The 13,389-nt window shown below is 60.8% G+C and carries 9 protein-coding genes; 2 read left to right on the top strand and 7 right to left on the bottom strand.

Going from position 1 to position 13,389, the window contains the following annotated elements; translation table 11 throughout:
* Positions 1 to 36: 36 nt before the first annotated feature.
* The 7 genes from PspR84_RS13250 to PspR84_RS13220 all read right to left on the bottom strand — a co-directional run bounded on the left by PspR84_RS13250 (position 37) and on the right by PspR84_RS13220 (position 11,608).
* Positions 37 to 1,017, bottom strand: coding sequence for a FecR domain-containing protein (locus PspR84_RS13250; protein ID WP_160057600.1), 981 nt, complete (start codon positions 1,015 to 1,017; stop codon positions 37 to 39).
* Complete coding sequence (locus tag PspR84_RS13245) at positions 1,004 to 1,519, bottom strand: sigma-70 family RNA polymerase sigma factor (RefSeq protein WP_160057599.1); 516 nt, start codon at positions 1,517 to 1,519, stop codon at positions 1,004 to 1,006. Before PspR84_RS13245 ends, PspR84_RS13250 begins: the two co-directional genes overlap by 14 nt.
* 443 nt (positions 1,520 to 1,962) lie before the next feature.
* Complete coding sequence (locus PspR84_RS13240) at positions 1,963 to 2,376, bottom strand: PaaI family thioesterase (RefSeq protein WP_160057598.1); 414 nt, start codon at positions 2,374 to 2,376, stop codon at positions 1,963 to 1,965.
* Positions 2,377 to 2,501: 125 nt separating this feature from the next.
* Positions 2,502 to 3,602: a GlxA family transcriptional regulator gene (locus PspR84_RS13235; protein ID WP_160057597.1), complete on the bottom strand. Its 1,101-nt coding sequence runs from the start codon at positions 3,600 to 3,602 to the stop codon at positions 2,502 to 2,504.
* 88 nt (positions 3,603 to 3,690) lie between these two features.
* Positions 3,691 to 5,091, bottom strand: coding sequence for a GABA permease (gabP, locus tag PspR84_RS13230; RefSeq protein ID WP_160057596.1), 1,401 nt, complete (start codon positions 5,089 to 5,091; stop codon positions 3,691 to 3,693).
* A 281-nt stretch (positions 5,092 to 5,372) separates the two neighbouring features.
* Positions 5,373 to 10,853 (bottom strand): AAA family ATPase, encoded by a 5,481-nt coding sequence (locus PspR84_RS13225; protein ID WP_160057595.1) that lies wholly within the window; start codon positions 10,851 to 10,853, stop codon positions 5,373 to 5,375.
* 71 nt (positions 10,854 to 10,924) lie between these two features.
* On the bottom strand, positions 10,925 to 11,608 hold the full coding sequence (locus PspR84_RS13220; RefSeq protein WP_160057594.1) for a response regulator transcription factor: 684 nt from the start codon (positions 11,606 to 11,608) through the stop codon (positions 10,925 to 10,927).
* 200 nt (positions 11,609 to 11,808) lie between these two features.
* Between PspR84_RS13220 and PspR84_RS13215 the strand changes: the two genes are divergently transcribed.
* Both PspR84_RS13215 and PspR84_RS13210 read left to right on the top strand, forming a co-directional pair.
* Positions 11,809 to 12,825 carry a GlxA family transcriptional regulator gene (locus PspR84_RS13215; protein ID WP_160057593.1) on the top strand — a complete coding sequence of 339 codons (1,017 nt, stop codon included), beginning with the start codon at positions 11,809 to 11,811 and terminating at the stop codon, positions 12,823 to 12,825.
* 130 nt (positions 12,826 to 12,955) lie between these two features.
* Complete coding sequence (locus tag PspR84_RS13210; RefSeq protein ID WP_160057592.1) at positions 12,956 to 13,327, top strand: response regulator; 372 nt, start codon at positions 12,956 to 12,958, stop codon at positions 13,325 to 13,327.
* The last annotated feature ends 62 nt before the right edge of the window (positions 13,328 to 13,389 follow it).

Genomic DNA, 13,389 nt, shown 5'->3' with positions numbered 1-13,389 from the left:
TTATTTTTCAGGCAGCGCAAAAAAGTTGTGATGGACTCAGGTGGCAGCGGTCACGGTCACCCAATAACGGGTCCGATAATCAATGTGCAAGTGCAGTGATTGCGCGATCAATGCCAGCACCTGATCGTTGTCGGCGAGCTGGAAAGTGCCGGAAACGCGAAGATCGGCAACCTCTTCGGCGCAGCGCAATACCCCGGGGCGATAACGCGACAACTCCACGATGAAATCATTGAGGCGCATATTGCGCGCACTGATCACCCCGTCCGCCCAGCTCCATAGATCAAGGCCGTTGTCCCTGAACATTCGCGCGCCACTTGCTGTGAACAGCAACTGATTGCCTGCCTGGACGCTGCGGCTCGCAGGCGTTTGACTGGAGCCGGGGAAAACCGTAACTGACCCATCCTGAGCCGCGACCAGCGTGCCATCGTCACGTTCGCGCGCCAGAAAGCGCGAACTCTGCGCGCGCATGATCCCGTCACGTGATTGCACCCAGAACGGTCGCGCTTGAGGCGAGTGTTGATCCGCACCGACATTCACGATGATTTCACCCCGTCGCAGGATGATCAGGCGTCGCTGGGCGTCGAAATCGCTGTCGACGGCGCTGTCGCTATTGAGCTGGATAAGGCTGCCGTCATCGAGTTGGAAGCGTCGTTGCTCGCCGGTGCTGCTGCGTTGTTGCGCAAGCATGGCGGGAACGGGTGTGTAGTCGCGGCCGAGCCAGGCTGCCGTGCCAACAGTCGCCAATATGCCCAGTAGCTTCAGGCTTTCCCGCCGGCGCATTCCTTGATTGCTGCCATTGAGGGTTTGTCGGGCCAGTTGGGCTGGCACGCCTGCGAGTTCATCCCCAAGCGTTTCCACTCGCTGCCACGCCAAGACATGATCTTGGCGCTGCTGCAGCCAGTGCTCAAAAGCGCGCTGTGTTTGTTCATCGGCTGGATTGAAGCGAAGGCGCACCAGCCATTGGATCGCCTGCTCGACAATGGCCGGATCCAGCGCCTGCGACTCACGACTCGACATAACGCAAGCGATAGCAATGTTGCAGGGCCGTGGCCAGGTCGCGTTCCACCGTCGCGCGGGAAACACCCAGCTTTTCGGCGATTTGCGCGCACGTCAGGCCGTCGAGTCGGGCAAATAAAAACGCCTGGCGAACTCTCGGTTTAAGCAGACCGAGCATGCGGTCTATGCGCTCGAGCGCATCAAGAATCAGCAGCCGGCTTTCTTCCGAGGGGACCTCGTGTTGAGGCAGCAATGCAACGCTTTCCAGGTAGGCACGTTCGAGTTCGCGACGACGATACTGATCAATCATCAGTCCGCGAGCGATGCTGCTCAAATAGGCGCGCGGCTCGCGCAAGGGGCTGGACTGACGGGAATTGAGCAGACGTACGAAAGTGTCCTGCGCCAAATCTGCTGCGTTATCGCGACATCCAATGCGTCGGATCAGCCAGCCGTGTAACCACGAGTGGTGGGTGCGATAGAGCAGCCCTAGATCTGCAGTACCTAGCGTTTCGTCGCTGCGCATCGGAATTCCGGAAAGTACACAATTGATAATTAATCGCATTCTACTCACGCGACAGGGCCTTAGGCAAATACGCGGCACTCAGCGTTCGCATTTGTACGGATGGCGTCATTCTGTGGGCTTCGAGTGAAAGAATGCATTTAGCGTCAGAAGAGTTTCAAAGTGCTTTCATTCCGCCAGCGAAATGGTGTTGGTCAGTGCGAGGATGGCAGGCAGGATCATGAGTACTCAGTGATGGTCATCGCCGAAGCAGCGTCGGTCGGAGTTTCGGAGTGCACGCCGTTGCGCTGGAAAAACATCGACAACTGAGTGACTGGATTTGGCCGATAGCAATCGTTCGTGAGCGGATATCGGCCAGAAGCAATCATCCGAGACATGGAAATATTTACCCACTATTCCCCAAGACGCAGTCTATCGATGGCCCAGCTCTTGATGGACACACATTTTCAACTCACCGGCACCGCAAACACCGCACTGGCCCGCGCCACCGTACGCTCCCCAACATGCAAACTGACAGCAGCAAACGCCAACTGCCGGCCTTTTTTCGAGTACTCCAAACGCACTTCCAGCCACTCGTTCATTTTTACGGCGCCGAGATAATCCAGAGTCATGCTCGCCGTGATCAATGGCTGCGGAGGGTCGCTGGAAAAGGCCATGGCGTAGCCCATGCCGACATCGGCCAACGTCGCCAAGACACCGCCATGCAACGTGCCACGGCCATTGGCATGGCGTGAGTCAGTCAATAAGCCCAGCTCCAATTGCAGCCCGCTACCCCTCGCGTAGATCGGGCCAAGCAAATCCAGCAACGGGCTGCTGCGGGTAAACGGGGCGAAACCTTCGGGAATTGCGGTGACGTCCATGATCCCTCCTCGTGCCGGTGACTCACCGGCTTCATTGACCTGAACAGGAGGGTTTATGGGCAATCACCTGATGGAGCAAGAACTATACGGATGCAGAATCTGCTGTGATAACCCGTCCCGAGCGATCAGCCCGTCGACGCCAGATCCGTACGCTCCATCATCCGAACACTGGCAAACGTCGATTCATTACGTGCCTGATCAAGCGTCGTCAGCGGCCTGAGCATTGACGGCTGCATTACCGGTTTGCGACTCATCTCGGAACCTGAGCGCTCGTCACTCGGTGGCACGCCAAAGTGCTCGCGGTAGCATTTGGAGAAATGCGGCGTTGAGACGAACCCACACACATACGCCAGCTCAACGATCGACAAAGACGTCTGCTTGAGCAGTTGTCGTGCGCGAATCAGCCGCAACTTCAAGTAGTAGCGCGACGGCGTGCATTGCAGGTATTTCTGAAATAGCCGCTCCAACTGTCGCCGTGACAGATCGACGTATTCGGCGAGGTTATCGAGATCGATCGGTTCCTCAAGATTGGCCTCCATCAACGCCACCACTTCCTGCAACTTGGGCTGATGCGTACCGACCACATGCTTGAGCGGCACGCGCTGATGATCCTGCTCGTTGCGGATGCGCTCGTAGACGAACATCTCGGAAATGGCAGCGGACAGTTCACGGCCATGATCGCGGGCAATCAGGTGCAGCATCATGTCCAGCGGCGCAGTGCCGCCGGAACTGGTGAAGCGGTTGCGGTCGAGGGTAAAGAGGCTGGTGCTGACGCTGACGCGCGGGAAAGCTTCCTGCATGGCCGCCAGAAACTCCCAATGCACGCTGCATTCGTAGCCGTCGAGCAACCCGGCTTTGGCCAGCGCCCAACTGCCGGTGCACACCCCGCCCAAGCGCTTCGATTGACGCGCCAAGGCTTGTAACCAAGTCGTGTGCTCGCGGGTAATCGAACTCTGGATGCCGACGCCACCGCAGACGATGACCGTGTCCGCCACAGCGGGATTGCTCCACGCTCCATCCGGCGTGATCGGCACGCCGTCGCTGGCCCAGACCGCCGCGCCACCGGGGCTGAACGTATGCCAGCGATACAGCGTTCGCCCTGTCAGTTGATTGGCCATGCGCAATGGCTCGACGGCGGACGCCAGCGACATCAGGGTGAATTTGTCCAACAGCAGAAAACCAACGGTTTGAGTTTTACCGTCGGCCACGGAGGGGGTCGATGACATCATGTCCTCATAAAGATCGGCCTGAGATGCAGGCGTCGGTCATATCCCTCGGCCTTCGCCAAGGGAGTATCAGGTTCGGCGCGAACGCCTACCACACCGACGTGACCCTCGCCGCCGGCGCAGGATGACGCGACGTCACCAGGCCGATAAAGGAAATCGCCAACGCCAATCCAATGGTTGTGGTGACTTCGGTGCGATGTTGCGGAGTGATCATCATCACCGCCAGCGCCGCGCAGATGAACACGATCACCAGCCACGTCAGCCACGGAAACAGCCACATGCGAAAGGTCAACTCGACGTTGCGCTGTTGCAAAATCCGCCGCATGCGCAACTGCGAAACCGCGATCGCCAAGTACACCAGCAAGGCAATCGCGCCGGAGCTGGCCAGCAGGAATTGAAACAGCCCGGCGGGCATGAAGTAGCTCCACACCGTGATCAACGCCCCCAGCACGGTGCTGGCGATAACGGCCGCGCGGGGCACGCCTGCCGATGAAGTCGCCTTGAGGATTTTCGGCGCATCGCCACGACGGCCCAGCGAGTAAAGCATGCGCGAGGCAATGTAGATCGAGGAGTTCATGCAACTGGCCACGGCGATCAGCACGACGACGTCGACCATGAACTTGGCGTGGGGAATGTTCATGATTTCCAGGGCACGCTGATAAGAGCCGACCGAGGCCAGCAACGGATCATTCCAGGGCACCACGGAGATCACGACGAAGATCGACAGCAGGTAAAACACGCCGATACGCCAGATCACCGAGCGCGTGGCCTTGGCAATGTTTCGCGACGGGTCGTTGGATTCGGCAGCGGCGATGGTCACCGCTTCGGTACCGATGAAACTGAACATGATAGTGATGAAAGCGCCGACCACCGCCGACAGACCGTTGGGCGCAAATCCGCCGTGGTCGGCCATCAACCCGCTCAACCCGCTGACTTCCCTGTCGGGAATCCAGCCCATCAACACGGCAAAACCGACACCGATAAAACCGATGATCGCCACAACCTTGGCCATGGCGAACCAGAATTCGAATTCACCGTACTTGGACACGCTGAAAAGGTTGGTCACCACCAGCGCAATGATCGAGCCCAAGGCGAACAACCAGGCATCGACCTGAGGAAACCACTGGTTCAAAACATGGCCGGCCGCCAACGCTTCGATGGGAATCACCAACACCCAGAACCACCAGTAGAGCCAACCGATGGTGAAGCCCGCCCAACGACCGATCGCCTGATCGGCATAAGTCGAGAACGAGCCGGTGTCCGGGTTAGCCACCGCCATTTCGCCGAGCATGCGCATGACCAGCACGACGAGCAGACCCGAGAACAGATAAGCCAGCAGAACCGCCGGCCCCGCTGCGGCAATGGCATGCCCTGAGCCTACGAACAAACCGGCACCGATAATCCCGGCGATGGATAGCATGGTGACGTGACGAGGCTTGAAGCCCTGCGCCAATTGGCTACTCGAATCCATGGAGTTAGGGCTGATCATTAGTTTTTTATTCTCTGCTGATCGACATTTAAGCGAGTTGCTGTGAGCAAACGATCATCATCGTTGCCTGTAAAACTCCCCGAAAGAAGCCCCCTCAACCGCCGCAGTTCTTATCAACCCCATGATCTGCATGGGGTTATCTTGACTTAAAGACACCTCACCTTACCCGGCCTGCCCGGTGAGCCAGTAGACTGATTGCGCCATGATCGTGTCTGATATCGACATTCGAGAACTACGTGTTCACGATGAAAACCAAGTGGTCACCGTGCGCACATTGCAACCTATGTTCGCTGCAATGCCTCATGACTCGGCAACGCAAACACAACCCGCGCCCCACAAGGCGCATTCGCCTCCGCCCACAAGCGTCCGCCATGCGCCTCAATGATCGTGCGACAGATCGACAGCCCCATCCCCAGCCCGGTGGCTTTGGTGGTGTAGAACGCGGTGAAGACTTCTTCCGCGCGCTCACAGGCAAACCCCGGCCCGGAGTCACTGACCGTGATCCGCACGTCTTCGCCGACGTAATCACTGGTGATGGACAGCCGGCGCTCGCCCTCCTCCCTCACAGCCATCGCCTCCAGGGCGTTGACGATCAGATTGAGCAGGACCTGTTGCAACTCGACCCGGTCCGCCAATACCGCCGGCAAGTCGCTGGCCAGTTGCACGGACACCACAGCCCCGTATCGAGTCGCCTCACCACGGGTAAACCCGACCATTTCGTCCACCACCGCATTGAGGTCCAGCGCTTGCCGTTGCGGCGGCGTCTTGCGGATCAATGCGCGGATTCGGCCGAGTACGTCGGCCGCGCGGTTGCCATCGCTGATGATGCACCTGAGGCCCTGCTCGACTTCATCGGTGTTCGGCGGTTGTGCGCCGAGCCAGCGCAGCGCGGCGTTGGCATTGGTAACGGTGGCGGCGATCGGCTGGTTGACTTCGTGAGCGATGGACGCCGCAAGCTGGCCCATGGTCGCCACGCGGTTGGCGTGGGCCAGTTCCGCTTGCACCTGACGATAGCGGCGTTCGCCTTCGCGCACTTGTTCTTCCGCTTGTTTGCGCTCGCTCAGGTCGAGGACGAACGCCACGCCCTGTTGCTGACTGGCTTCAAACGCGGCCAGACCGACGATCACCGGCAGGCAACTGCCGTCCTTGCGGATGTATTCCTTTTCGAACGGCTGAGTGCGCCCGGTGCGGATCGCCGTCGCCAGCGCCGCTTCGCTTTCGGCGCGCCGAGCCGGCGGGGTCATGTCGCGCCAATGCACGTTTCCCGAGAGCAGATCATCGCGCTGGTAGCCGACCATGCGCAGGAACGCGTCGTTGGCCTCGATGATTTCCCCTTCGACACTCCAGACGATGATGCCGATGATGTTGGCATCGACCAGCCGGCGAATCTTCGCTTCACGCTCGGCGACGTCGCGATACAGCCGCGCGTTGTCCAGCGAGATGGCAGCTTGTGAAGCGACCAGCCGCAGAATGGCAATACGCGCTGGGCTGAACACCCCCGCCGACAGATTGTTCTCCAGGTACAACGCCCCGGCGACCCGGCCCTGATTCATCAACGGCAGGCACAGGATCGAGCGGGCGCCGTGCTGGTGCATATAGGGGTCAGCGGCGAATGCCGGATCGGCGACGGCATCGTCCAGACACAGATTTTCGCCGGTGCGCAAGGTCTGGTAGAGCACCGACTCCGCCAAAGCCATCGCATTGACCGGTTCATTGCAAAGTAATGTGCTGCTGTCGCCAATGCGGGTGCGCGCGGCGATATACGGCGTCTCGCCTTCGGCAAGAATCAGCACACCCTGCTCGGCGCCGGCCTGTTCGATGGCGGTGCGCATGATCGTTTCGATCAGCCGGTCGAGAACAATTTCGCCAGACACGGCTTGGGAAACCTTGAGCACCGTGGCCAGATCCAGATGCTCGACGGCAGTGGTGATGGTCGCAGTCGGGCTGGGCAGCGCGTCTTCCTGGCGCAGAAAACGGTGCCGTCGCTCCAGTTGTCGCACCTTGCCATCGGCGCCCCAACGCAAGTAACCGTAGCGCGCATCTTGCAGGTAGACACGGGCGATTTTCGCCAGACCGCGAGCACCGTAGAAACGCGCCGCCAGTTCGTTGGCCAAAGCCTCGATGTGAACGAAACCGTTATCCGCCGCCAATTGAATCGCCCGTTCGTACAGCAACTCTGCTTCGATCAGTTGCCCCGCAACCCGCGCGATTTCCGCGCCGACCAGTGCCACGTGACTGGCGAAGGTTTCGGCACACTGTTGCGCCCAGGTCTGCAGTTGATCGTGGTGTTCTGCCAAGCGTTGCAGTTGATGGCTATTGGCATCGCCGTGGGCGGCCAATGTCAGCGCGGCGTAGAAATGGTATTCGGCTTCCTCGAAAAACGAGGAGATCACCCACATCAATTCCCGCGCTTGAGCCGCGCAGTCAGCGGCCGCCGCGTAATCCCCGGCCAGATAGCGCGCCTGCAACTTGCGCACCCAATACTTGCCCCGAGCCAGCGCCAGATCAGGCGCGGCGAGGTTCGCCTCGAAACGCGCTTCATCGAACTGTTCATCGTTGAAACTACCGAACTGCGCAGTCTGCCCGCGCAACATGCGGATCAGTGCCCGCTGGCAACTCATGAAGCTGATCACCAGCCCGAAGCGGATTTTCTGCGCATAAGCCAGCCCCGCCTCAGCTTGAACCTGCACTTCCGCCAGCGGTTCGCCAATAAACAACAGGTCGGAAATCAGGCTGTTGCCGGCATAGGCTGCATAGGGCAAATCGCCGCTGCGGTTGCCGGCGCTGAGCGCGCGGCGCAGCAACTCACGGCACTCGCGCACCGGGCGCATCCAGCGCACCACGAAAATCGAGAAACACAGATACGTGCTCGCCTCGTAGCGTGTCAGGCCACGGCGGTCGACCAGATCGCAGCCCAAACGGCCAAAGCGGTAACCGCTGGTGTAGTCACCGAAGCGCCGCCCGGCGACCCGCACAACGTTGGCGTAGAGCATGCAGGAGGCGTCGCAATTGCCGTGCTCCAGACTCAGACTGACGGCTTTACAGATGGTCAGGCATGCGAGGTTCGCATCGGACTGCAACGCCGGGGCCAACAGTTTGCTCAACGCATCCAGCGTCACCAGTGAGGCCGGATCTTCCATCAGCGGCAGGTCGATCAATTGGTCGATGCTGCGCTCACCCAGTTGCGTCCAGATCTGCTGGTATTCCCGGCGCACTTGCTGATCGTCCGGATGCGCCGTCCAGTCGATGCCAACCTGACGCAGATAGGCCAGGCAGACTGCCACCGCGCGGTCGCTGCGATCGAGCAACAGGTAGACATCCATGTGCAAACACGTCACGGCCGCACGCTCCACGGTGGTTGCCGCGCGCTCGGCCAGACCCTGCAAACGGGCATCCGCCAGTGCCAATTGCCCGGTGAGAAATTCGCACTCGGCGCGGTTCAGCTCCAGGGCAAACGCCAACTCATGGCGGCTGTCGAAGCCTTGTGCGCCAAGCACTGTTGCACCCGCGCCCAGGTAGGTCAGCGCTGAGGTGTAAGCGGTCGAAGCCTTGGCGCGCTGACCGGCGAGCAGATTGAATTCGGCCAGTTGTTCACGCTCGGCCCGGGCGCTGATCAGGCTGGTGCCACGGTTGAGTTGGCCGACGATTTCAAAGATCGCCTCTTCGCGCCCCTCGCCCGGCGTTTGCAGCGCCAATAGCCGGCCGATGCGCAAATGCGTCTGCGCACGTTCGGCTTCGGCGATCAGCGAGTAAGCCGCCTCATGCACACGGTCGTGGGCAAACGCACAGGCGCCGTCCAGACGTTCAACCAGATCCTGGCGCACCGCCGGCCACAGCGCCGCGTGTACGCGCGCCGTGGACAGATCGAGCACGGTGGCCAGGGTGTCGATCCGCGCGACGTTGCCCAGGCACGCCAGTTGTTGCAGGGCCTGCCGGGTTTCCAGCGGCAAACGCGCAAGCTTGCCGACCATCAGATCGACAACGTTGTCGGTGTAGCCTTTGCCGTTGATCAGCTCAAGATCCCAGCGCCAACGATTGAGCTGATGGTCGTAAATCAGCAGTTCTTCCTCGGCGAGGGCTTGGAGGAACTGGATGACGAAAAACGGATTGCCGCCGGTCTTGTCCAGCACCAGTCGCGCCAACGTGACGATGCTCGCGGGTGGACAGCGCAACGATTCGGCGATCAGTTGTTCGATGTGCACACCCGCGAGCGGGGTCAGGCGAATCTCGGCGATGTGCGCGCCGGCACTACGAATGGCTTTGAGTTTGCTGCTGAGCGGGTGGTCGGCATCGACCTCGTTATTGCGGTAGGCGCCGACCAGCAGCAGGTGGCCAACCTCTGCGCGGGTCAGCAGCTCTTCGAGCAGATCCAGCGTCGCCGCATCCAGCCATTGCAGGTCATCAAGAAACAGCGCCAACGGGTGTTCCGGTCGGGCAAACACGCTGATAAAGCGCTGCAACACCCGCAGGAAACGCTGCTGCGCTTGTTGCGGTTCAAGCTCCGGCACCGCTGGCGGATCGCCGATGATCAGTTTCAGTTCGGGGATCAATTCGGTCATCAGCCGCGCGTTCGGCGACAGCGCCTGCAACAGCGCCGCGCGCCATTCAACGAGCACTTCGCGGCGCTTGCCCAGCAGCGTGCGCACCAGCCCTTGAAAGGCTTGAACCAGCGTCGCATAGGGAATATCGCGCTTGTACTGATCGAACTTGCCGGAGGCGAACAGCCCCCGCGACGGCACCAGCACTTTATGCAACTCGCTGACTACCGAGGATTTGCCAATGCCTGAGTAACCGGACACCAGCACCAGTTTCGGCGATTGGCTCTGCACCACGTGTGCGAACGCATCGATCAGCGTTTGCACTTCGCGCTCGCGCCCGTACAGTTTCTCCGGGATCAGCAGGCGATCGATCGCGCCCTGTTCGTTCAGGGTAAATGTCTCGATGTGCCGGGCGCGCTGCCAATCGTTCAGGCAACGACGCAGGTCATGCTCGACGCCGGCTGCGGTTTGATAGCGCTCTTCGGCGGTCTTGGCGAGCAACTTCATGACCACCCGCGAAAGCATCGCCGGCACGGTGGCCACCCGTTCGCACGCCGGCATCGGTAACCGCGCGATGTGGCAATGCACCCATTCCATCGGTTCATTGGCGCTGAACGGCAGTGAGCCGGTGAGCATCTGATAAAGGGTCACGCCAAAGGCATACAGATCACTGCGCGAATCGATCGAGCGGTTCATCCGCCCGGTTTGTTCCGGCGCCATGTACGCGAGGGTGCCGGCGATGGTTTCCGGTGGTTCCGGCGCCTGTCGTTCACGGGGCAGACGTGAGGCGAGGCCGAAGCCGGTCAGGCGTGTCTGGCCGTCGCTGCAATTGACCAGAATGTGTTGCGGCTTGAGGTCTTTGTGCACCAGCCCGCACTGGTGCAGGCGGCCCAGCGCCACGGCGATGTTGATGGCCAGCAGCAGGCCGGTTTCGGTGTCCAGCGGCGCGATCAATAAACGTGACAGCGGCTCGCCGCCGGGGTCGTCGAACAGCAGACGCGTGGTTGCGCCTGCGCGTTCAAGGGCTTGCGGTTGCAGCGCCCATTCACCGTTGAGATCGTCCTTGAGGTTGTATTCGTGCGCCAGTCGATCGAGGGTCGCAGGCAGCGGCTGAGCGAGGGTCGGGCGCATTACCAGAACATTGCGGCTGCCCTCCCCCTGGCCGCGTTCGCGGGTAAACACCCGCTCGCCGTCGTCCCACAAAATCTGTTTTTTGCTGGCCATCTGTGTCGACACCGTCAAAGGGTTTTCTGCCACGCGGTGGATGACCCGCGATTTTTAGCGAAGACCGCCGTTCAAGCGTTGCGCCGCGCCGGCTCGATGCCCAGGGCTTCGGCGATGCGCACCAGATCCGCCACCGAGCGTGCCGAAAGTTTCTTCATCATCTGGCCGCGATGAACTTTCACCGTCACTTCACTGAGGTTGAGTTGCGCGGCGATCTGTTTGTTCATCAGCCCGACAATGACAAAACTGAGCACCTCACGTTCGCGCACCGTCAATGTCTCGTAGGCCTGGCGCATAACCGCGCCAGACTGCTCGGCAAGCAACCGCGCACTGTCGCGGGCCAGCGCGCTGGCCACGGCGTCGAGCATGTCCTGATCGCGAAACGGCTTGGCGAGAAAGTCCACCGCGCCGGCCTTCATCGCCTTGACGGTCATGGCGATATCGCCGTGTCCGGTCATGAACACAATGGGAATGCGCACGCCGGTCTTTTCCATCTGCTCCTGTAAAGTCAGACCGCTTTCACCGCGCAGGCGCACATCGAGCACCAGGCAACCGGGCACGTCACGTTTGGCCGATGCGAGAAAATCCTGGGAGGTTTCGAAGGTCTGCACCTGCAGGCCGATGGAGCGCAGCAAACCGTCGAGGGCCTGGCGCATCGAGGCGTCGTCGTCGACCACATAAACCACTGGCTCGCGCAACGTCGGCGGGTTGGCGCTGGGGCTGGGGCTGGGGCTGGAATGCGACCACAGGGTCATGCTGTCTCCTCGGCGAGATCGCAACGCGTACGATGTGCAGGTGAATAAATCTAGTCCATGATGGCAAACGCAGCCAGAGGCCAGCCAAACGGTCGCGCAGCAGGCTAGCAGTCGGCGCGCGTTGCCGACAGGCCAGAAAACCCTGAAAATCGGCCATGTCGCCTCCGCCCCACTTCAGCCGATTGAACAGGCAGATTTTGATGTCCAGCGCCTTCCCACAGCCTCGCACTTCTGCCGCGCAATCACGCGACGTGGTGTTCATTGCCTACCCGCGCATGAGCCTGCTCGACCTCAGCGGCGCACAAACGGTGTTCTGGGCGGCGAGCAAAGCCTTGGCCGAACGCGGTCAACCCGGTTATCAACTGCACACCGCCAGCCTTGACGGCGGTTTGGTGTACACCGTCGAAGGTCTGGCCGTGGACACCCGCGCGCTACGCGATCTGGACATTGCCACGCTGGACACCCTCGTCGTCCCCGGTGCACCGGACATCTGCCAGACCCTCGACGAGCATGGTCAACTGACCGACTGGCTGCGTCGCAAGGCGCCAAGCGCGCAACGCGTGGTCTCGGTGTGCAGCGGCGCATTCCTGCTGGCCAAGGCCGGCCTGCTCGACGGCTGTCGCGCCGCGACGCATTGGGCCATTTGCGAAACGTTGCGCGAGCGCTTCCCGGCAATCGAGGTGGATGCCGATGCGATCTTCATCCAGCAAGGTTCGGTGTGGACATCGGCCGGGGTCACGGCCGGTATCGATCTGGCGCTGGCGCTGGTCGAGGCTGATGGCGGCCGCGAAGTGGCCTTGCAGGTCGCTCGCGAACTGGTGGTGTACCTCAAGCGCCCCGGTGGTCAGGCGCAATACAGCACGCTGCTGCAAGCGCAAGTGCAGGAAAGTCCGTTGTTCGACTCACTGCACCTGTGGCTGATGGACAACCTCGGCGATCCCAAGCTGAGTGTGGAGCGTCTCGCCGAGCAGGCCAGAATGAGCCTGCGCAACTTCACCCGGGTCTACAAACAGAGCACCGGCCGCACGCCGTCCAAAGCCATCGAATTGTTCCGCCTCGAAGCGGCCAAGCGTCTGCTGGAAAACTCAGCGCACAACATCGACAAGGTCGCGCGTCTCTGCGGCTTTGGTGACGAAGAGCGGCTGCGCGCCTGCTTTCAGCGGCACCTGTCGATTTCACCGCGTGATTACCGCAGCCGCTTCAGCCGTGAAGGCTGATGGCCCGAACGGCTGAGAGTCAAAGGGTCTCGACCGACTATACCTAGGTATAGTTTTGCGCCAGTGCGGACGGCGTATGGTGCAAGAACGACAGGAGTCGTAACGCGTGCCCATCCGGCCAGGGAGCCTTATGCACAACACGGTTGTCATTGCAGTGGTTGACGACGACGAGGCCATTCGCAGTGCGCTGAACAGCTTGCTGCGCGCCAGTGGCTACCGGGTGCTGAGCTATTCCAGCGCCTGCGCGTTTCTTCAATCAACAGGCCCCTCGCAGACGCACTGCCTGATTTCCGATATCCAGATGCCCGGCATGAGCGGCCTGCAACTCCATGAGGCATTGCACGCGCAAGGCTGGCGCATTCCGGTGATTTTCGTCACTGCTCATCCCGATGACGTGAACACCCGAGTCCCCGGAGTGGTGGCTTGCCTGCCCAAGCCCTTCCAGGCTGATGACTTGCTCAGCCATATCAAACAAACCCTGAATAAAACACCTCCCGCGTAGGAGCTGCCGAAGGCTGCGATCTTTTGCTGTTGCCCTTTAAAAGCAAGATCAACAGATCGCCG

Source organism: Pseudomonas sp. R84 (genome assembly GCF_009834515.1).
In the GTDB taxonomy this organism is placed as follows: Bacteria; Pseudomonadota; Gammaproteobacteria; order Pseudomonadales; family Pseudomonadaceae; genus Aquipseudomonas.
Note: the sequence above shows the minus strand (reverse complement) of the source record. Positions and strands in the feature narration are given on the sequence as shown.

What these genes read in the sequence shown, in the direction of transcription:
- PspR84_RS13250 (WP_160057600.1), bottom strand. Translation starts at nt 1,017, where the DNA reads ATGTCGAGTCGTGAGTCGCAGGCGCTGGATCCGGCCATTGTCGAGCAG.
- PspR84_RS13245 (WP_160057599.1), bottom strand. Translation starts at nt 1,519, where the DNA reads ATGCGCAGCGACGAAACGCTAGGTACTGCAGATCTAGGGCTGCTCTAT.
- PspR84_RS13240 (WP_160057598.1), bottom strand. Translation starts at nt 2,376, where the DNA reads ATGGACGTCACCGCAATTCCCGAAGGTTTCGCCCCGTTTACCCGCAGC.
- PspR84_RS13235 (WP_160057597.1), bottom strand. Translation starts at nt 3,602, where the DNA reads ATGTCATCGACCCCCTCCGTGGCCGACGGTAAAACTCAAACCGTTGGT.
- gabP (WP_160057596.1), bottom strand. Translation starts at nt 5,091, where the DNA reads ATGATCAGCCCTAACTCCATGGATTCGAGTAGCCAATTGGCGCAGGGC.
- PspR84_RS13225 (WP_160057595.1), bottom strand. Translation starts at nt 10,853, where the DNA reads ATGGCCAGCAAAAAACAGATTTTGTGGGACGACGGCGAGCGGGTGTTT.
- PspR84_RS13220 (WP_160057594.1), bottom strand. Translation starts at nt 11,608, where the DNA reads ATGACCCTGTGGTCGCATTCCAGCCCCAGCCCCAGCCCCAGCGCCAAC.
- PspR84_RS13215 (WP_160057593.1), top strand. Translation starts at nt 11,809, where the DNA reads ATGTCCAGCGCCTTCCCACAGCCTCGCACTTCTGCCGCGCAATCACGC.
- PspR84_RS13210 (WP_160057592.1), top strand. Translation starts at nt 12,956, where the DNA reads ATGCACAACACGGTTGTCATTGCAGTGGTTGACGACGACGAGGCCATT.